Origin of the sequence: Vibrio sp. D3, from assembly GCF_043995865.1 — a bacterium.
In the GTDB taxonomy this organism is placed as follows: domain Bacteria; phylum Pseudomonadota; class Gammaproteobacteria; order Enterobacterales; family Vibrionaceae; genus Vibrio; species Vibrio diabolicus.
The window spans coordinates 413,734-433,508 of sequence record NZ_CP171887.1 but is presented as its reverse complement, the minus strand read 5'-3'; the positions used below and the strand labels follow the sequence as shown (position 1 = coordinate 433,508).

At 46.2% G+C, this 19,775-nt stretch carries 15 protein-coding genes; 5 read left to right on the top strand and 10 right to left on the bottom strand.

Annotation, left to right across the window (positions count from 1 at the left end):
* The 5 genes from parE to nudF form a co-directional block, all read right to left on the bottom strand.
* The gene (parE, locus tag ACHFJ9_RS10070) at positions 1 to 1,881 is read right to left on the bottom strand and encodes a DNA topoisomerase IV subunit B (RefSeq protein WP_005395924.1); all 1,881 of its coding nucleotides are present in this window, start codon (positions 1,879 to 1,881) and stop codon (positions 1 to 3) included.
* 249 nt (positions 1,882 to 2,130) lie between these two features.
* Complete coding sequence (gene yqiA, locus ACHFJ9_RS10065) at positions 2,131 to 2,715, bottom strand: esterase YqiA (protein ID WP_395356701.1); 585 nt, start codon at positions 2,713 to 2,715, stop codon at positions 2,131 to 2,133.
* A gap of 47 nt (positions 2,716 to 2,762) precedes the next feature.
* Positions 2,763 to 3,569, bottom strand: a complete 807-nt coding sequence (gene cpdA / locus ACHFJ9_RS10060) for a 3',5'-cyclic-AMP phosphodiesterase (RefSeq protein ID WP_145473207.1) — start codon at positions 3,567 to 3,569, stop codon at positions 2,763 to 2,765.
* Between the two features lie 61 nt (positions 3,570 to 3,630).
* Positions 3,631 to 4,074: a DUF1249 family protein gene (locus tag ACHFJ9_RS10055; RefSeq protein WP_005395930.1), complete on the bottom strand. Its 444-nt coding sequence runs from the start codon at positions 4,072 to 4,074 to the stop codon at positions 3,631 to 3,633.
* A complete protein-coding gene (gene nudF, locus ACHFJ9_RS10050) occupies positions 4,074 to 4,724 on the bottom strand; it encodes an ADP-ribose diphosphatase (protein ID WP_012842164.1) in 651 nt (216 codons plus the stop codon). The genes ACHFJ9_RS10055 and nudF overlap by 1 nt, the downstream gene beginning before the upstream one ends.
* Positions 4,725 to 4,953: 229 nt before the next feature.
* On the opposite strand from nudF, the gene tolC reads away from it, so the two are divergent.
* On the top strand, positions 4,954 to 6,282 hold the full coding sequence (gene tolC / locus ACHFJ9_RS10045) for an outer membrane channel protein TolC (protein ID WP_012842165.1): 1,329 nt from the start codon (positions 4,954 to 4,956) through the stop codon (positions 6,280 to 6,282).
* Positions 6,283 to 6,460: 178 nt separating this feature from the next.
* On the opposite strand, the gene hldE is transcribed toward tolC, so the two are convergent.
* The 3 genes from hldE to ACHFJ9_RS10030 all read right to left on the bottom strand — a co-directional run bounded on the left by hldE (position 6,461) and on the right by ACHFJ9_RS10030 (position 12,172).
* A complete protein-coding gene (gene hldE / locus ACHFJ9_RS10040) occupies positions 6,461 to 7,891 on the bottom strand; it encodes a bifunctional D-glycero-beta-D-manno-heptose-7-phosphate kinase/D-glycero-beta-D-manno-heptose 1-phosphate adenylyltransferase HldE (protein WP_012842166.1) in 1,431 nt (476 codons plus the stop codon).
* 67 nt (positions 7,892 to 7,958) lie between these two features.
* Entirely contained in the window at positions 7,959 to 10,802 is a 2,844-nt protein-coding gene (glnE, locus tag ACHFJ9_RS10035; protein WP_395356697.1) for a bifunctional [glutamate--ammonia ligase]-adenylyl-L-tyrosine phosphorylase/[glutamate--ammonia-ligase] adenylyltransferase, read from the bottom strand.
* Positions 10,803 to 10,915: 113 nt separating this feature from the next.
* Positions 10,916 to 12,172, bottom strand: coding sequence for a methyl-accepting chemotaxis protein (locus tag ACHFJ9_RS10030; RefSeq protein WP_005395942.1), 1,257 nt, complete (start codon positions 12,170 to 12,172; stop codon positions 10,916 to 10,918).
* A gap of 105 nt (positions 12,173 to 12,277) precedes the next feature.
* Between ACHFJ9_RS10030 and ACHFJ9_RS10025 the strand changes: the two genes are divergently transcribed.
* Positions 12,278 to 13,051 (top strand): potassium channel family protein, encoded by a 774-nt coding sequence (locus ACHFJ9_RS10025; RefSeq protein WP_104974514.1) that lies wholly within the window; start codon positions 12,278 to 12,280, stop codon positions 13,049 to 13,051.
* A 40-nt stretch (positions 13,052 to 13,091) separates the two neighbouring features.
* On the opposite strand, the gene ACHFJ9_RS10020 is transcribed toward ACHFJ9_RS10025, so the two are convergent.
* On the bottom strand, positions 13,092 to 14,624 hold the full coding sequence (locus ACHFJ9_RS10020) for a CYTH domain-containing protein (RefSeq protein ID WP_395356694.1): 1,533 nt from the start codon (positions 14,622 to 14,624) through the stop codon (positions 13,092 to 13,094).
* A gap of 212 nt (positions 14,625 to 14,836) precedes the next feature.
* Here ACHFJ9_RS10020 and ACHFJ9_RS10015 point away from each other — a divergent pair, with 212 nt between their 5' ends.
* From ACHFJ9_RS10015 to ACHFJ9_RS10005, 3 genes are all read left to right on the top strand, one after another.
* Entirely contained in the window at positions 14,837 to 15,517 is a 681-nt protein-coding gene (locus ACHFJ9_RS10015; RefSeq protein WP_031780508.1) for a TIGR00153 family protein, read from the top strand.
* A gap of 131 nt (positions 15,518 to 15,648) precedes the next feature.
* Positions 15,649 to 16,908, top strand: coding sequence for an inorganic phosphate transporter (locus tag ACHFJ9_RS10010; protein ID WP_005395948.1), 1,260 nt, complete (start codon positions 15,649 to 15,651; stop codon positions 16,906 to 16,908).
* Between the two features lie 178 nt (positions 16,909 to 17,086).
* A complete protein-coding gene (locus tag ACHFJ9_RS10005; protein WP_031780509.1) occupies positions 17,087 to 17,698 on the top strand; it encodes a TIGR04211 family SH3 domain-containing protein in 612 nt (203 codons plus the stop codon).
* Between the two features lie 90 nt (positions 17,699 to 17,788).
* On the opposite strand, the gene ggt is transcribed toward ACHFJ9_RS10005, so the two are convergent.
* On the bottom strand, positions 17,789 to 19,519 hold the full coding sequence (gene ggt, locus ACHFJ9_RS10000) for a gamma-glutamyltransferase (RefSeq protein WP_395356691.1): 1,731 nt from the start codon (positions 19,517 to 19,519) through the stop codon (positions 17,789 to 17,791).
* Positions 19,520 to 19,775 lie beyond the last annotated feature (256 nt).

Here is a 19,775-nt window from a genome sequence, read left to right as displayed (position 1 = left end):
TTACACCTCTGCCAAGTCGCCGTTGTTTTGTAGCCAAGAACGACGGTCATCTGCACGCTTTTTACCTAGCAGCATGTCCATCATTTCCATGGTCGCCGTAGAGTCGTCAATGGTTAACTGCACTAAGCGACGCGTGTTCGGATCCATGGTGGTTTCACGCAACTGAAGTGGGTTCATCTCACCCAGACCTTTGAATCGTTGCACGTTGATTTTGGCTTTCTTCTTCGACAAGCGCTCTAAAATGCCATCTTTTTCATCGTCATCGAGGGCGTAGAACACTTCTTTCCCGCAGTCGATTCGATACAGAGGCGGCATCGCCACATAGATATGACCCGCTTCAACCAGTGCACGGAAGTGACGAGTGAACAGTGCACAAAGCAGCGTTGCGATGTGAAGACCATCCGAATCCGCATCGGCAAGGATACAGATCTTACCGTAACGAAGACCATCAAGATTATCGCTGTCAGGATCAATCCCCAAAGCCACTGAAATATCGTGTACTTCTTGAGATGCTAATACTTGGTCAGCAGAGACTTCCCACGTGTTCAAGATCTTACCACGCAATGGCATCACGGCTTGGAACTCACGGTCACGAGCCTGTTTTGCCGAGCCACCCGCAGAGTCACCCTCCACAAAGAAGATTTCAGTGCGACTTAAATCCTGTGCTGAACAGTCGGTCAACTTACCTGGCAGTGCCGGGCCGGACGCCACTTTCTTACGTACGACTTTTTTCGCTGCACGCATACGACGGTGCGCGTTAGCGATACAGACTTCTGCCAATTGCTCTGCTAGCTGAGGCTTTTCGTTCAACCAAAGACTGAACGCATCTTTGACTACGCCAGAGACAAATGCCGCGGTTTGACGAGAAGACAGACGTTCTTTGGTCTGGCCTGCAAATTGCGGATCTTGAATTTTAACCGACAACACGTAAGAACAGCGGTCGAAAACGTCATCACCCGTGAGCTTCACGCCACGAGGTAATAGATTACGGAACTCACAGAATTCGCGCATCGCTTCTAACAAGCCTTGGCGTAGACCATTAACGTGCGTACCACCTTGAGCGGTTGGGATCAGGTTAACGTAGCTTTCGGTGATCATCTCACCACCTTCTGGCTGCCAAATTACCGCCCAGTTTGCCGCTTCGGTATCCGCCAAGAACTCACCAGTAAATGGTTCTTCAGGAATAACTGGGTAGCCTTTTACGCCTTCCGCAAGATAGTCTTTAAGACCGTCTTCGTAGTACCACTTATAGTCTTTACCATTAACTTTGTCGGTTAATGTAATTTCTAAACCCGGACACAAAACCGCTTTTGCGCGCAGATTATTGACTAGGCGCGTAACAGAGAAGTTAGCCGAATCGAAGTACTTCGCATCAGGCCAGAAATGCACGCTGGTACCGCGATTGCGACGACCACACGTGCCGGTTACGGTCAGGTCAGAGACTTTATCACCGTGCTCAAATGCAATTTCATACACTTGGCCATCACGACGAACGGTTACTTCAACGCGTTTTGACAACGCGTTTACTACCGAAATACCTACCCCGTGCAAACCACCAGAGAATTGGTAGTTTTTGTTAGAGAACTTACCACCTGCGTGCAGCTTGCATAGGATTAACTCTACGCCTGACACTTTCTCTTCTGGGTGGATATCAACAGGCATGCCTCGACCATCATCGATCACTTCTAGTGATTGGTCGGCATGTAGGATGACTTGTACTTTTGAGGCATGTCCGGCTAGCGCTTCATCGACACTGTTGTCGATAACTTCTTGGCCCAAATGGTTTGGGCGCGCTGTATCCGTATACATCCCTGGTCGGCGACGTACTGGCTCTAAGCCATTCAGTACTTCAATGGCACCAGCATTATATTGTTCAGTCATAATACGGAATTATTCTCAAAGTTTACTTGTTACCTGAATATCACCAATGGGTGAACCCATACTCAGGAAACGAAAAAGCCACCCTGTTCACATCACTAAGTGCTTGTAAACATGATGCATAACAAAGTAGCCAGGGTCCTCGACCCTTAAGATCTTTTGGCAAAACATAGTCGGAAAGCATACCGCCCATGTCAAGAAACGGTTGGATATATCAATAAAAACTATGAGCCTTTTCCAATCGCTTTCGAATTACAGTTCTAGAAATTCGATAATCTGTGCAGGATAACGCTCAAAGCCTACAAAACTGTGATCACCGCCTTGTTCTACTGTTTGCTTAGCGTCTGCAAACTTATCTACCGCTTGTCGATAGTCTAAAACCTCATCTTCTGTCTGCTGTAACAACCAGAAAGAATGTGGCGACGCGATGCTTTGTACATCAAGTGCTTTTAACTCGTCAATATGACAAGCTTCAAGTGTATAGGTTTCGTGCGTATAAGGGTTAGTTTGCTCACCCAAATAATCTACTAACAACTCATAGGGCTTAACCGCGGGGTTGACCACAACCGCTTTAAATCCAAACTTGTCATTTAGCCACATTGACATAAAGCCGCCTAATGAGCTGCCCACCAGACCAATGTTATAGTCGTCTTTATATTTCTCGATGATATCCAACAACAATTTCGCCGCTTGTTGAGGATAACAAGGTAATTGGGGAACAATCACTTTGATATCAGGACGATGCTGCTCGCAGTATGCTCTCATCACATTGGCTTTCATTGAGAGTGGAGAACTGTTAAAGCCATGGATATACAGAAGAAGTGAAGGTTTACTCATAGATATCTCGCACAAAAAAGCGAGCCCGAACATAGAGCTCGGGCGCGTTAGTATCCGTTAGAAGAGAAGTCTGGTTGGAACTGGCCATCAGGAAGTCGGCCCACTTGAGTCGTAATATCACCACAAGCGTGCAGCTGCAGTTCACGCCAACCAGGCGAAGTCGTATCGAGGGCAAAATCATCCGAGTTAGGCTTAAACTGAACACACGTCGAGGGTGTTGCCATCACTCGAATGCCATTATGAAGCACATTCATGTCTTGATGAACATGACCACAGAGAATGCCTTTCACGTTATCAAAACGATCGACAACCTGCCAGAACGCTTCGGCATCTTTTAAGGTATGTTGATCAAGCCACGCGCTTCCCACCAATAATGGATGGTGATGCAGCAACACAAGTGTGTGCCTTTCTGGGTGTTCTGCTAACTTTTCTTCGAGTAATCCTAACTGCTGATCACTCAAGCGTCCGTGGGGAACGCCAACAACTTGCGAGTCTAAAAGAACCAACTGCCAATGCGCGCCAAGCAATACATGCTCTGCCGCTTTGATTTGTTGCGAAGGTAATACACTGCCCATATTGGGCTTGTAGTCATGATTACCAGGCAGCCAAAAGCAGTCTTTCTCTAGCGGTTCAATGCCTTCGGCAAAGCGCTGGTAAGATTCTGCACTATGGTCTTGGGAAATGTCCCCTGTCGCCAAGATGTAATCAAACGTCACGTTGCGGCGTAAAACATCAGCAACAACAGCGTTAAAGCTATCGGCCGTTTTTACGCTCAGCAAACTTCCCTCATCGGCAGCAAACAGATGAGTATCCGTAATTTGTAAAAGTTTGATGCTGTCACTAGATGATTGCAAAATGAAAACCTGATTCGTCCACTATATCGTTATTTGTTATTTTCCTTTAGTGACGTGACGATCAATTGAAGGCAAGTGGTGTTCTACTGATACCACTTCGTAAACAAAACGTCAGCCATTCACCGAGGAATGTGTTTAGTTGATGCTTTTCATCTTTCTGCATCAGTTGGTCGTTGGGATAATCATACTTAGCTTTTATGCGAGAGAACTCTCCGCTTGAGCATACTTCGGCTACTCTCGCATCGTGATAAAGCCTGACAGACATCGTCGGTAAAGGAAACACTGGCGTTTCATCACTCTGACATATCTCAACAACTGTGGTGTATTTTGTGATTTCATTCACGGTCAGTTGGTAAACCATGTTCGCCGCTTGATAGCAGCGTACATCCCCAACTTCGGCAGAAGCAGGCAATAAGGCGTTCAATTTAGCGTAGTTGGTCTCATAGGTTCTCATTAGACCCGCTAAATCAACATGATACCTCTGTTTTTCAGCCACTTGTGCCATTACTTACTCTCCACCATTTGGGGTTGCCCCCACTGTGACTTCAACTCTTGATGGTTTAATTGCAACCATTGCAACGCAATAATCGACGCACCATTTTCAAATTTTCCGTCTTTCACCCATTGATATGCTTGCTCACGACTCAAAACATGTACGCGGATATCTTCATTCTCATAGTCTAAACCATGAATGCCGTGCGCTTTAGATGCGTCCACTTCACCAACAAATACGTCCAACTTTTCCGAGCAACCGCCAGCTGAAGGATAATAAGAGGTGACTGGCGCAACACGCCCCACTTGTATCCCCGCCTCTTCGACAGCTTCTCGGCGAATGACGGCTTCGGCTGATTCATCACGGTCAATCATACCCGCGACAATCTCTAGCTGCCATGGGTGTTGATGCTCTAAGGCTCCTACTCGAATCTGTTCAATGATAACCACTTGATCCGTATTTGGATCATAAGGAAGCATCGCTGCAGCATGACCACGCTCGAACATTTCTCGTTCAACAACCTCGCTCCAACCTCCAGCAAATAGCTTATGCTGAAAGCGATATTTCACCATTTTGAAAAAGCCTTCAAATAAGGTTTCTTTCGAGATGACTTTTACATCTTGCGAAGTAAAATCCTTTTGTTGTTTGTCACACTGTTGCATTCGACACCTCTCTGAGTGAATCTTGTAGTTTACTCATTGTTATTCGCTTGCTCAAAGGACTTGGCTCAACTTTTTGTACAATAGTTACAAATTAATTTAAGTCTTTGGTGAAAATTTATTGCACGACTGGATAATTACGTGTAAAAAAGTGCAAACTTTAGAGTAAATATCGTGCAAATTGAGTTAAACTACTGAGAATTAACCAATCTATTGACCGCGGGAATAGAAAATGAAAAAATTGCTTCCACTATTTATCAGTGCAGCGCTAGGTAGCATGAGTACGTCTGCGTTCGCAGACTCTTTGGCTGAAATCTACGACTTAGCAAAACAAAATGATCCACAATTGCTCAGTGTAGCAGCACAACGTGACCAAGCTTTCGAAGCAATCACCTCAAGCCGTAGTGCTCTATTACCACAAATTAACCTAACAGCAGGTTACAACTTAACTCGTGGTGATACTGAATACGACTCAAATCTAGTCAATGACGTATCAAACGATGCCAACGCTCTAACCGCTGGTGTTAGCTTTTCACAAGCACTTTACAACCGCGCATCTTGGATCTCGCTAGATACCGCTGAGAAAAGTGCTCGCCAAGCAGACGCAACTTACGCTGCGACTCAACAAGCACTAATTCTTCGTGTTTCACAAGCGTATTTTGAAGTTCTACGCGCACAAGACAACCTTGTTTTCGTCCGTGCAGAAAAAGCCGCAGTGGGTCGTCAACTAGAGCAAACAAAACAGCGTTTTGAAGTAGGTTTATCTGCGATCACTGACGTACACGACGCGCAAGCTCAGTACGACCAAGTACTGGCGGATGAAGTGTTAGCAGAAAACGCACTGACTAACAGCTACGAGTCATTACGTGAAATTACCGGTCAAGAACACAAAGATCTCAACATCTTGGACACTCGCCGCTTCACTGCTAGCCCATCGACCGTGCCTGCTGAGTCGCTAATTGACGAAGCAAAAACCAAAAACCTGACCTTGCTGTCTTCACGTATTCTTCAAGATATCGCACGTGACAATATTTCACTAGCAAGTTCTGGTCATCTACCAACGCTGTCTCTAGACGGTGGTTACAACTACGGTGATACGTCTCATAGCTCTCGTGACAACACCACAGACAACTTCAATATCGGTGTGAACCTTGCGGTGCCGCTATACACGGGTGGTAACGTCACCTCTCAAACCAAACAGGCTGAATACGCGTACGTGGCTGCAAGTGAAGATCTTGAAGCACAATACCGTAGCGTAGTAAAAGATGTTCGCGCACAAAACAACAACATTAACGCCTCTATCGGCGCACTACGTGCTTATGAGCAAGCCGTTATTTCTGCGCGCTCTGCACTAGAAGCAACAGAAGCAGGTTTTGATGTGGGTACTCGTACTATCGTTGACGTGCTAGACGCAACTCGTCGTCTATACGATGCGAATAAAAACCTATCGAACGCTCGTTACGACTACATCTTAAGTGTTCTTCAGCTACGCCAAGCCGTTGGTACGCTAAGCGAACAAGACATCTTAGACGTTGATGCAGGTTTGAAAGCAGCAAAATAATTGCTGACTGAATGCTTCAGTTCTCAATAAATAAAAACGCCAGTTGATTTATCAGCTGGCGTTTTTTATTGCTTGCAGTTAAGAGACGAAAAGTATCTCAGAACATCAAGTATCAAAAAGGCCGCACTTGGCGACCTTTTACAAACAAATAGTGTTTCAATGCCAACAAATCGTAGGCTTAGCCCTTACCGCCTTTGATTGCATTGATGATTTCACTGGTTGAGCACCCATCCTCAAAGTTCAATACACGAACTTCGCCACCTGCAGCAATGACTTCTTTACCACCAGCAATCTCTTCTGGTTTGTAGTCACCACCTTTTACTAGCAAGCTTGGCAGAACTTCCGAGATCAAACGTTGCGGCGTATCTTCACTAAATGGTACTACCCAATCCACAGCGCCCAAACCTGCCAATACCGCCATGCGGCGATCGGTTGGATTCACAGGACGACCAGGCCCTTTAAGACGCTTCACTGATTCATCGGTATTCACCGCAACAATCAGGCGATCACCAAGTTCAGCAGCATGGTTTAAGTAAGACACATGCCCAGCGTGAAGAATATCAAAGCAGCCGTTTGTCATAACGACTTTCTCGCCACGTGCACGTGCTTTTTTCACTGCTTCAATCAGCGCTTTTTCTGAAATCACACCGTAATCCGTGTCTTGGCTGCCATGTACCGCTTCTGCTAGTTCAATTTCAGACAAGGTCGAGGTACCAAGCTTACCAACAACAACGCCTGCCGCAGCATTCGCTAGTGCACACGCTTCTTCGAAGGATTTACCCGCCGCAACTGAAGCTGCAAGTACAGAAATCACCGTATCACCAGCCCCTGTCACGTCGTACACTTCTTTCGCTTGAGTCGGAAGGTGGAATGGCTCTTGACCACGGCGGATCAACGTCATGCCGTTTTCACTACGCGTAACCAGTAGCGCTTCAAAATCAAACTCTTCAACAAGCTGAAGTGCTTTTTCAACCAGCTCTTGGTCTGATTTTACTTTGCCAACGACATCTTCAAACTCTTTCATGTTTGGTGTTAAGAGTGTTGCTCCGCGGTAGCGTTCAAAATCCGCACCTTTAGGGTCAATGAAAACTGGAATGTTTGCTGCGCGCGCTTTTTGGATGTATGCCTGAACATGCTCTAACGAGCCTTTTGCGTAGTCAGACATAATCACGGCTTTAACGTTTGGCAGAGCGGCATCCATACGCGATAGCACAGGTGCAGAATCCGTGTTTTCAAACTTATCTTCGAAGTCGAGACGAATAAGCTGTTGTCCACGGCTCATTACGCGAAGCTTCGTAATCGTTGGGTAATCCGGCAGTGCAACGAAATCGCATTTCACATTGAGTGAGCTCAGCGTCTCCGTCAGCACTTTTGCAGGCTCATCTTCCCCTGTTAGACCAACAATGTGAGCATGGCCACCTAGTGATGCGATATTCATCGCAACGTTCGCAGCACCACCAGGACGCTCTTCATTGTTTTCTACTTTTACAACAGGAACCGGCGCTTCAGGAGAAATACGTCCGGTTGGGCCATACCAGTAACGATCTAGCATGACATCACCGATGATGAGCACACCAGCGCTGTTGTAATCAGGTAGAATTGGTTTCATTATTGGTCTCCAAAAATTAAATCGAAGTGAGTTTATCACAGCCCTTATCGAGGCTAAATATATGGTCTTAACTGAACCACTGATTCCAAGCCTGTTTTACCCACTCCCTTTCGGCAACAAACTTATCTTCCACCACATCAGCATCTAAATTGAGTAGATTTCTTCGGTGTATTTCGTTTCGCATTGTCGTGTAGGCACGTATCAACTGCATTGCCTGGTCTTCGTCCATGACATTTTGTGCAATGAGCGTTTCAAAGATGCGCACATTATCACACCAACGCGTTAATTTCGGCTTATCGTGACTATAGTTGAGCACTAAGTACTGAGCGAGAAATTCGATATCGGTAATCCCTCCCACATCGTGCTTGAGCATAAAACGGCCGGGCTTTTTCCCCCCAAGATGACCGCGCATTTTCTCTCTCATTTCGACAACGGCTTTTTTCAGTTCCGCCCGATCGCGCGCTTTGCACAACACATCATGTCGCGTATTGTGAAATGCAATGGCAAGGGGTTCATCGCCATAAATCAAGCGCGCGCGCACAAGTGCTTGATGCTCCCATGTCCAGGCTTCTTGATGCTGATAATCGTCAAACGCATCGGTTGGGCTAACCAACAAACCTGACGCGCCAGATGGGCGCAAGCGGGTATCGACTTCGTACAAAATGCCGGAAGCGGTGCGAGTCGAGAAAATATGGATGATGCGCTGCGCTAGGCGAAGGTAGAACTGACGGCCGTCGATTTCCTTTTTGCCATCTGTATAGACATTGACTGGGCAGTCATGCATGAAGACGATATCCAAGTCGGAGTTATAGCCGAGTTCCCAGCCACCGACTTTGCCATAGCCAATGACGGCAAAACCCTTGCCTTCACGATCTTTCACATGCGTTGGCTCGCCGTATTTTTCGGACACCTGCAACCAAGCCTGACTGACCACCGCATCAACGATAGCTTCCGCCAAATAGGTTAAGTGATCACTCACTTTCATCACCGGCAATGCACCAGCAATATCCGCCGCCGCAATACGTAAAATGCAGATTTGCTTAAACTGACGCAACGCTTCCATTTGCTGCTCCATATCATCTTCTGGAATACGGGCCAGATAATCACGCAGCTCTGTACGGTAACTGTCTAATGGGATTGGATTGTACAACTGCGCAGGATCGATCAACTCATCGAGTAAGATCGGATACCGAGATAGCTGCTCTGAAATCATTGGGCTTGCGGTACACAAACGCACGAGCTGTACTAAAGCCGCTGGGTGCTCATCCAATAACTCCAGATAAGTCGTACGAGTGCAGATATTGTGCAGTAAATGCAGCACTCGCGGTAAACCAAACTGTGCATCAGGGTGGGCAAACACCGCATCAAACACCTTCGGCATCAAACGGTTTAACACTTCGCGTCCACGCGGTCCTAACGTTTTTTTAGCTAGATCGGTTTTAAAGTTGATGATGGTTTTCGCGCATGAAGCAAAGTCTTCAACCTGAATATCCTGCTGCAAGATATGTTCAAGCACATCTTGTTTGTTCGCCATATCCCATAACTCATGAAAATGACGAGCAACCGTAGTGCCCTCATCTTCTTCATCATCACCAATTAACGACTCAAATACTTGATGGACATTCGCCATGTGCTGCTGAGTTTGCTCAATCAGTTGGTCCCAAGAGGTCATTTGCATCGCGGTAGCGAGCTTTAAGCGTTCGGTTTCGCAATCAGGCAGCGTCTGGGTTTGCTTGTCCGCCATCGCTTGCAACAAGTTTTCTAATTGACGCAAGTACTTGTATGCAGCTTCTAGACTGCTGACTTCTTGCGAAGTGAGTAACGCCAGCTCTTCAATGCCTTGCAGCGTTTCCAACAACCCTCGATTACGAAGAGAAGGCTCGCGCCCCCCTCGAATTAATTGAAAAACTTGGGCGATAAATTCAATTTCTCGGATGCCACCTGCGCCTAACTTAATGTTGTTGTTCAAACCTCGGCGGCGAACCTCACTACTGATCATCGATTTCATCCGACGCAAAGACTGAATCGCACTGAAATCAATATAGCGACGAAAAACAAAAGGACGCAGCATTTGGCGTAGCTCTTGGTATTGCGGGTACATTTCGCACCCCATCACTCGAGCTTTGATCATCGCGTAACGTTCCCAGTCACGTCCCTGTTCTTGATAGTAATCCTCTAGTGCCGCATAGCTCATGACTAATGGACCACTCTCACCAAACGGACGCAAACGCATATCTACGCGGTAACAGAAGCCATCGAAGGTTTGTTGGTCGAGCGCTTTGATGATGCGTTGACCAAGACGAGTAAAGAACTGGGCATTGGCAATGCTGCGGCGCGCGCCTTGAGTCTCACCGTTTTCTGGATACGTGAAAATCAGATCGATATCGGAAGAAAAGTTTAACTCGCCACCACCCAGTTTCCCCATGCCGATAATCAACATCGGCTGAACTTCACCTTCCTCACTCGTCGGCGTTCCCCACTCCTGACAACACGCTTGATATTGCCATTGATAGGTTTCAAAAATCATCGCTTCAGCCAACTCGGATAAGTGGCTTAAAGACGTTTCTAGCGACCATGTATGCGTGAAATCCTTCCACGCAATGTACACCATTTCTCGGTTGCGAAACTGACGCAACACGCGATGACCAGACATCTCATCCGGACATTGTCCCAACAGTGCAGCAAGACGTGAGCGGTAAGATTCTTGACGACTTGATTGCGCTAACATGCTTGGCAACTCACGGGCTAAAACTTCATCGCGATGAATGGTCTCGGTAATAAACTGGCTTAAGCCCGCCACATAGCGAAATTGCTGCGCAATCTCATCTGGCCAAAGGGGAAAATAACCTGCCTCTTGAGCATTTTGTACGGCAGATTCAGCGATAGAAATCAGTGGCGAAGGCAGCTGCATTTTTCTTCCTTGTTTGAAAAGCACGGTAACTCATTCTTTATACCAGACTTAAAGCAAATAAAAACGCCCACAAAAGGTTTGTGGGCGTTTTATCAAAAGTTCTGGATAGAATATTAAACTTGGAAAGATTTGATCTTCTTGTCTAACTCGCCAGCATTATTTTGCATCATTTCAGAAGTTTCTAGCAGCTCTGTCACAACCACAACCGAGGCTTCCACCAGCTCACGTACATTGGTGAGGTTTTGACTCATCTCTTCTGCAACACTACTTTGCTGACCAGACGCCGTCGCGATCTGGAAGTTCATGTCATTAATTTGCGTCACTTGCCCAACAATACCATCGAGCTCAGATCCAGCATTAGAAACCAGCTCGTTTCCATCGGCCGCTTCCACTACGCTTTTCTCCATGAGTTCTACAGCAGATTCTGCACTGGTTTGCAGCTGAGCAATCATCTCTTGAATTTCTACCGTCGCTTGTTGTGTACGCTGTGCAAGGTTACGAACTTCATCTGCAACCACCGCAAAACCACGACCCGCCTCGCCAGCTCGCGCAGCTTCAATAGCCGCATTCAGTGCAAGCAGGTTAGTTTGTTCAGAGATACCTTGAATCGTACCCACAACACTACCAATGGATTCAACACGTTCTTCGACCTGGTTAACCGCCTGCGCCGATGAAGCGATGTCCGACGAGAGTTCACTCATTTTCGCCATCGTACTTTGCAAGAACTGTTGACCAGAAATCGCTTGTGCGGAAGCTTGCTCTGTAAGAGAAGACGCCGTCTGAGCATGTTCTGCGACGGTTTGTACCGTCGACGACATTTCACTCATCGCCGTCGCAAGTTGGTCAATTTCGTTAAACTCTTCTTGCGCCGACTCTTTCGTTTCCGACATGCTCAGCGTCATCACTTCCGTGAGTGTGGATAACTCATCAGAAGCGTTGATTTGCATTTGAATCACATCGTGCAGTTGGCGACGTGTCTTTTCTAATTCACGTGCCACGTCTCCGTATTCATCTTTACAATCCATACCAAATGGCACGGAGAGGTTCTTGCTCGCCATCAGTTTGATCGCGTCGCTCAGATACTGCGTTTGACGCAGCATCACTCTAGCCGCCGCTAATAAGAGCACGACAAAAACCACAATCAATAAGGCGGTTTGCCAAGCAACTTGCGTTAAGTATGCTTCGTAATGCTGTTGGGCAACTTGCGCGTTTTGTGTCGCCGCTAAAAGTGAATCGTAAAAGGTGTTCGCGTCCCACAGTTGTTTTGCCACTATCAGGACAGTACTGAAGACCATCAACATGACCATTTTAGGAACCAGTCGAATGTCGGATATGACCCTTTCCCATGGCTTAAATGCCAGCTTTTCCATTGTCAGTTCTCCACCGAGTCTTATATAGTCTTTATCTATAATCTTTATATTACTTATAGTTATGTTCGCGTTTAGCGTGGTTACGCGATTTATTTCGAGCTTCGTATGAAAAACAATGATATCAAAGACAGCACACGACCGATGGGCCTGTTGTCACTAATATTGTCTTTTATGGCACTATTTGTGATCTCTGGCTTGTTGTTTTTCCCGATCGATCACGAAACCCGTCAAGTTCTTATCGGTCTGGATTTCATAATCTGTAGTATTTTTCTATTACAGCTCACCATTGATTTGATCCGGTCCACAGATCGGTGGTTATTTCTTAAACGTCATTGGATAGATTTCGTGGCGAGCATCCCATTAATAGAGCCACTGCGCTTTGCTCGTATCTTTCATATTCTTCGAGTGGTATTAGTACTGCGCTCGTCAAAGTTCATTTTGCATCAGCTCAAAGAGAACCGCCGCGAAACCACGGTCGCCTCAATATTACTGTTGATGGTGATCCTCATTACGCTCGGTTCTAGTGCCATGCTGTTTATCGAAGCGAAAAACCCAGAAGCGAATATTCGCACTGGCGCCGATGCTTTGTGGTGGGTATTCGTAACGATCTCAACCGTTGGTTACGGCGATCATTATCCGGTGACCTCAATAGGAAAGTTTTTAGCCGTCATCATCATTGTTTGTGGTGTGGGGATCTTTGGTATGATTTCGGGTCTTATCACCTCTATCCTTACTGCCCCGACAAAACAACAGACGCACAGCTCAATCAATAAAGAACGTATGCTCGAGCAGCTCCTAAGCCAACAAGCGCAAATACTAGAACGACTCGACTTCATAGAACAAGAGCTGCAACAAAGCAAAACAAAGACAAAAAAATAGGACCATGCGGTCCTATTTTTTGTCATTATCACCAGAACGATCATTCACGCCAATAAGGCTGAACTTCTACACTGATCGCTCGGGTTTGATCCATTGCATGCAAAATTGAACGCTCTTGACGGTGCAACCAGCGTTCTAACTGCTCTTTTTCTGCGTCTTCCAACATATCAACCAACGGAAGTAAGTGGTTCAGCATTAGCAGATCATCAATACCATGCACCAGATCCGCCCATGGCAAACGGAAGCTGTTACGCTCATCCGAGTTATATAGACTCGCGAAACCAATACCGGTATAGAGGTTACGCAGCAAGCGATAGCGCTGATCAACGTACTCTTGCGCCGTCAGGTCGCGCTCTGCAGGGAAAGCTTCCATTAGTTCTGCCCAAGTGCGATCGAGCTGAGTGACTGAAAACGGCATGATATTACTTGCCATTTTTTCGCGCGCTTTTTCATCAAGAAACGGCTGCCAGCCACGCGCTAAGATCCAGCGACTAAGATCCAGCAATAACCCGGTGTAACGCGCGGAATTGAGCAACCCTAGCACTTCTTCACGGCTTGGCAGCTCTTGTAACTGCTGAGTCAACTCAGATACTAAGAACTTACGCGCATCCAACTTACGCAGCACATTGCCTTTGTCATCTAAGAGCTCTTCAAGGTGTGCATGCTCATCCAACCAACTCAGTTCTTCTTCCAACCATTTAAGCTCTTGGCGCAGAATCGCACTCGCGCGACGAGGGACAACACCACCAAAAATGGTCAATGTTTGACGAATAAAACGAATGGCATTGCTGATTTCACGTAGCGCTTCCACATTGTCACGCTCAGCATAAATTTGCTCGTGATAATGCCAGTGAGATAGGGCGTGTTCTAAAGAGTTGATCAAGCAGTATTCAACGGTATCCGTCGGGCTACTGTCCACAAGCGCCAACGATTTTACTTCATCACCTGCATAGCCACTTGCAAGTCGATAGCCTTTCGCCGCTTTACTCAAGTTACCCAAACGCATGCCACCTTGCTCGCAAAAGCTACGTGCTAGTGTAAATAGGGCATCGGTTTGGCCCGATTTAAGTTCCAGTTCAACTTCGCAAATCGGTTCTTGTTTCTCTTCCCCATCTTCACCTTTGGCGACGACCATACCTTGGTCAAACGCCACTTCTATTTGGCTACCGTCTGGCATGCCAATCAGCCACTGTTCACGTGTGAAGTTGGTCGAGAATAACGGCATAAGCTCAGATTGCAGCGTTGCTGCGTCTTTACCTGGCGGCCAAATGTCTACAGGATGAAGCGACAGATTAGGCTCGTCGCTAGTTTGCTCAGCATTGTATTCTGGTCTTTGATGTAAGCCTGCGACGACACGTCCTGCTGTCTTTACGGTTTGGACGAATACATCATCAAAACGGCGAATTCTTAAACCAATGTCGTGCTTTCTCAGCCATTTATCGGCGGTATCAAAGTAGGTGTTACCCAAGTCACGACAACTATGCTGAAGTACTTTTGTCTCAGAAATTTTTTCTTTTAAAGTTTCTGAAAATTCAGGAGAAACAAAAAACTTCAGTTCTATTTCGGTTTCCATAGCTATACCTTTCAAAGCAGATAGAAACAGGATATTGCGTAATTTCTCGCACGGCAAGAGAGAAATATCGCCGGAATGATGATCTAAAACAGTTTTAATGAGCGATTTAATGCGTTACCATGCGCGCCTTTATAGCCATCGTTCAACATTTCGCCAAGCACTCAGAAATGGTGTATGTTTTTTTAAGGTTATAGTTATTAGGTTGAATGACCATGCCAGTAAATACAATTATGGGGTTATTTGCAAAGTCCCCAATTAAGCCTTTGCAACGCCACGTTGTGTGTGTCAACGAATGTTGTTCACACTTGGTGAAATTCTTTGAAGTATCTTCAAAGGGTGACTGGGAAAAAGCATCTGAAATCCGTGCACAAATTTCTCACCTAGAGAAAGAAGCGGACGTGCTGAAACGTGAAATCCGTCTAAAACTGCCTCGCGGTTTGTTCATGCCAGTAGACCGTACTGACATGCTTGAGCTTCTGACTCAGCAGGACAAACTTGCAAACCTGGCAAAAGACATTGCTGGCCGTGTATATGGTCGTCAACTTGTCATTCCTGAGGCTCTCCAACCAAACTTCCTCGCTTACGTTCAACGTTGTCTTGATGCGGCCGATCAGGCGCAAAAGGTAATCAATGAACTTGATGAATTGCTAGAAACCGGCTTCAAAGGTCGTGAAGTGACGCTCGTCGCTGAAATGATTCATCAATTAGATGTCATCGAAGATGATACCGATGCTATGCAGATTGAACTTCGTCAACAGTTGATGGCGATTGAGTCTGACATGAACCCTATCGATGTCATGTTCTTGTACAAGATTCTTGAATGGGTAGGTGGTATTGCCGACCAAGCGCAGCGCGTAGGTGCTCGTTTGGAAGTCATGCTATCTCGATCTTAAAACATAAAGTTAACGACATAACGAAGAGCATAATGAACACGTGTCATAGGGACGATGACTATTTTCATCGTCTTATGGTTTGGCGCGCGTAAAATTTTGTTCCGCTTGTTATAAAACAACTAGGTATTACGATGGATATCCTTGCGAACTACGGCACTGTCCTGATTATTGTTGCAGCGATTTTTGGTTTCATGATGGCGATTGGTATTGGCGCGAACGACGTTGCTAATGCGATGGGTACATCAGTAGGTTCAAAAGCGCTAACCGTAAAACAAGCTATCATCATTGCGATGATCTTCGAATTTGCAGGTGCTTACCTTGCAGGCGGTGAAGTAACCGACACTATCCGTAAAGGTGTAATCGAAACTTCTTTATTTGCTAGTCAACCTGACGTTCTTGTCTACGGTATGATGTCTGCTCTTTTGGCTGCGGGTACATGGTTACTTCTTGCCTCTTACATGGGCTGGCCAGTATCTACGACTCACTCAATCATCGGTGCAATCATTGGTTTTGCATGCGTATCAGTAGGTACTGAAGCGGTTGACTGGGGCAGCGTTCAAGGCATTGTTGGTAGCTGGATTATTACACCAGTGATTTCAGGTTTCTTTGCTTACGTTATCTTTGTCAGCGCACAACGTCTGATTTTTGATACTGAGAACCCGTTATTCAACGCCAAACGTTTTGTTCCTGTTTACATGTTCATCACAACAATGGTGATTGCACTTGTAACTATCAAAAAAGGTCTAAAACACGTAGGTCTTCACCTAACCAATGGCGAAGCTTGGATGTGGGCAGCAGCAGTTTCAGCACTCGTGATGGTTGGCGGCTACGTATACATCCAGAAAAAATTCGCTAATCGCGAAGAAGACCGCAGCTTTTCTGGCGTGGAAGGTATCTTCAGCGTTCTGATGGTTATCACCGCTTGTGCAATGGCATTTGCACACGGTTCAAACGACGTTGCAAACGCCATTGGTCCACTGTCAGCTGTAGTATCGACTGTTGAACACATGGGCGAAATCAGCACGAAAAGCACCATCGCTTGGTGGATTCTACCTCTTGGTGGTATTGGTATCGTGGTCGGTCTTGCGACACTGGGTCACAAAGTAATGGCAACCGTTGGTACAGGTATCACTGAGCTAACTCCTAGCCGTGGTTTTGCAGCTCAGCTAGCAACCGCTTGTACTGTTGTTCTAGCTTCTGGTACTGGTCTGCCAATCTCAACCACTCAAACATTGGTTGGTGCGGTTCTCGGTGTTGGCTTTGCTCGTGGTATCGCGGCACTAAACCTGGGCGTGGTTCGTAACATCGTGGCATCATGGATCGTTACACTACCAGCAGGTGCACTATTGGCCGTTGTATTCTTCTACGGACTTCAAGCGATGTTCGCTTAAGACACTCGTCAATAGAATGTAAGCGCTTTGTCATTATTGACTCAAACGCACAGAAAGGGAGGCTTTGCCTCCCTTCTTTGTTGCACCGAAGTTTGAAACTGCATACTATTCGTCTATTTCCGGCTCCAATCATTCGGTGCCAACGCTGTCTCCAAGAAAAATCGTTAAGGGATTTACTGTGAAAAAACTAATCATCACGGTTTTGTTTACTTTGCTAGCAGCGCCAGCGGCCCTAGCAGCAGACCGTTATATTTCTGATGACCTCTTCACTTTTATGCACTCAGGTCCAAATAACACCTACCGTATTATTGGTAGTGTTAATGCCGGTTCTAAAGTACAACTGATTAAAACCAACCGAGATACTGGCTATACGCAAGTTCGTGATGACCGAGGTCGTACTGGTTGGGTACAAAGCAAGTTTGTGACAAACCAAGAAAGTATGGCGATTCGCCTTCCTCGCATTGAGAAAGAGCTAGCAGAAGTGAAAGAGCAGCTTGCTAACGCTCGTAAAACATCTGATGCAGAGAAAGCCGGCCTTGTTACCTCTCTAGAAACGCGTAACCAACAAATTTCCGATCTTGAGAATAAATACTCTGAGATCAGCGATCAGCTTACTTCTGTTGAAACAGAAAACCGCGAGCTGCGCGCTAAACTGGATACACAAAAAGATGACATGCTGCTTAAGTACTTCACTTATGGCGGCGGTGTTGCAGGTTTAGGTTTGCTATTTGGTTTGATTCTTCCGCATGTCATGCCTCGTAGAAAACGTTCACCTGCGGGTTGGGCATAAGTCCTTCGCCCTTTTATCTATAAAAAAGAATGCAAAAGCCAGTCTATATCGACTGGCTTTTTTGTTTACTTAGTTTTACGGAAATCTGCACTACTCCCCCATTGAACTAGACGCTCGACGACGATCCGTTGCGCCATAAAGCTTACCATCTTTTAGCTCAATTGCATTCAAACCACTTACCACTGGAATAACGTGTACTGGGTAGCCAAGCGCCATAAACTCCGGCACCAACATTTCTGCGAAGGTTTTCTTTTCCACCAGCAAGCCTGTTGGGTCATACGGCTTAGTGCGATCTATCTTGGTGCCATACTGGATATTTGGTAGGTCAATGGCCTCTTGCGCTGATAAGTTCCAATCCAGCACGCCAACCACGGTTTTGAGTACATACCCCGGGATTTGCGAACTTCCTGGTGAACCGACAACCAAACGCAAGTTATCATCACTGTCCATCACCATTAATGGCGTAATGGCTGAGCGGGGACGCTTGCCCGCTTCAATCGAGTTTTGAGTAGGCTTACCGTTAAGCGTTGGTTGAGGTGCAAAGTTTGCCATTTGTGCATTCAAGATAACGCCATCAACCATGACACCAGATCCCATACCCGTTCCTACCGTACTAGTCATCGCTATTGCATTTCCATCTCTATCGACGATAGAAATATGCCCTGTATCTTTGCTCTCGAAGCCTTGATATTGCGCATACTGAGTTTGCGTTATCTGTCCGGCTTTTGGATTCTCTTTCGAGGTGCCATTATCAGGGATTAAATCACGTCTCTGGTCCAAATAGGTTTTAGATAACAATTGTTCAACTGGTGCTTCCACATAATCCGGATCTCCTGCATACGCAATACGATCAGCTTTTGCTAAGCGCATCGCCTCGGTCATTAAACGCCAAGGCTCTACATCAGTTAATGCCATCTGAGATATATCGTACGGCTCCAGCAATTTCAGACTTTGAGCAACCATCACACCGCCAGAGGCCGGGTAACCAAACGAAACGATTTTGTTGCCTCGATAATCGCTTTCAATAATATCGCGAGATTTCACCTGATAGTTTTTAAAGTCCTCTAACGACAATTTCTCATGCTGATCGTTAATACGACGATTCACCGTATCAACAATATGTTGACCAAGTGCACCACTATACAAATAGCGATCGCCTTGCTGAGCTATTTTCTCTAGCGTCTCAGCCATTTTAGGGTTATTCATTAACGTCCCTGTTGGCTTCACTTCATCATCTTGCCAATACAAGGCTTTAATTTCTGGATCGCGAGCCAAACGGGATTGCTCTCGCACGACGATATCATAGGTATAGCTGTTCATCGCGTACCCATCACGCGCGAGCTTAATCGCAGGTTGAACCAACTCAGACCATGGTAATTTGCCGTATTGCTCATGAGTGGAATAAAGCAGACGTAAGGTGCCCGGCACTGCAACGGAGCGAGGCCCCAAAATTTCATCGCGGCTGAGTGCTTTCCCATTTTCAATAAACATCTCAGGGTGAGCGCTAGACGGCGCTTCATCTCGCCCATCAAGGGCTAAAAACTTCTGCTTGTCATGTTGATAAAACAGCGCGAAAGTACCGCCGCCAATTCCCGTCATATCCGGTTCAACCACAGACATCACCATCTGCATCGCGACCATGGCATCAACGGCGTTCCCGCCCTCTTTCAATATTGAATAACCAGTGCTGCTCACGTAAGGGTTGGTCGCGCTGACCATAAAATCTTGTCCGTTATTATCTGGTGTTATAGGGAAAGGGGTAGGCTTTGCTGCGTAACTTAACGACGCAACAACACTTAAAGAAAAAATCAGAATACGCATGTGTCTCTGTGTAGACTCCTGTTATTTCATGGGGTCTAACGTGGACCAGGTCGTGATGACGAAGTTCGTCAATATGGTGCTTTTTTACACAACGCTGACTGGAGTCATTCTACTAATACATGACTGATATTGATGTAATTTAAACGACTGAGAAAAGCTATATTTAGCTTGTGTGAGTCCCTAAAAATCATCACTCAAATAGATGAAAAAAGACCTTATGAGAAACAAAAAAGCCAGCGACATGACCTCGCTGGCT

Bases quoted from the DNA above. Each gene is read 5' to 3' on its own strand.
- parE (WP_005395924.1), bottom strand. From the start codon at position 1,881: ATGACTGAACAATATAATGCTGGTGCCATTGAAGTACTGAATGGCTTA.
- yqiA (WP_395356701.1), bottom strand. From the start codon at position 2,715: ATGAGTAAACCTTCACTTCTTCTGTATATCCATGGCTTTAACAGTTCT.
- ACHFJ9_RS10055 (WP_005395930.1), bottom strand. From the start codon at position 4,074: ATGGCACAAGTGGCTGAAAAACAGAGGTATCATGTTGATTTAGCGGGT.
- nudF (WP_012842164.1), bottom strand. From the start codon at position 4,724: ATGCAACAGTGTGACAAACAACAAAAGGATTTTACTTCGCAAGATGTA.
- tolC (WP_012842165.1), top strand. From the start codon at position 4,954: ATGAAAAAATTGCTTCCACTATTTATCAGTGCAGCGCTAGGTAGCATG.
- hldE (WP_012842166.1), bottom strand. From the start codon at position 7,891: ATGAAACCAATTCTACCTGATTACAACAGCGCTGGTGTGCTCATCATC.
- glnE (WP_395356697.1), bottom strand. From the start codon at position 10,802: ATGCAGCTGCCTTCGCCACTGATTTCTATCGCTGAATCTGCCGTACAA.
- ACHFJ9_RS10030 (WP_005395942.1), bottom strand. From the start codon at position 12,172: ATGGAAAAGCTGGCATTTAAGCCATGGGAAAGGGTCATATCCGACATT.
- ACHFJ9_RS10025 (WP_104974514.1), top strand. From the start codon at position 12,278: ATGAAAAACAATGATATCAAAGACAGCACACGACCGATGGGCCTGTTG.
- ACHFJ9_RS10020 (WP_395356694.1), bottom strand. From the start codon at position 14,624: ATGGAAACCGAAATAGAACTGAAGTTTTTTGTTTCTCCTGAATTTTCA.
- ACHFJ9_RS10015 (WP_031780508.1), top strand. From the start codon at position 14,837: ATGCCAGTAAATACAATTATGGGGTTATTTGCAAAGTCCCCAATTAAG.
- ACHFJ9_RS10010 (WP_005395948.1), top strand. From the start codon at position 15,649: ATGGATATCCTTGCGAACTACGGCACTGTCCTGATTATTGTTGCAGCG.
- ggt (WP_395356691.1), bottom strand. From the start codon at position 19,519: ATGCGTATTCTGATTTTTTCTTTAAGTGTTGTTGCGTCGTTAAGTTAC.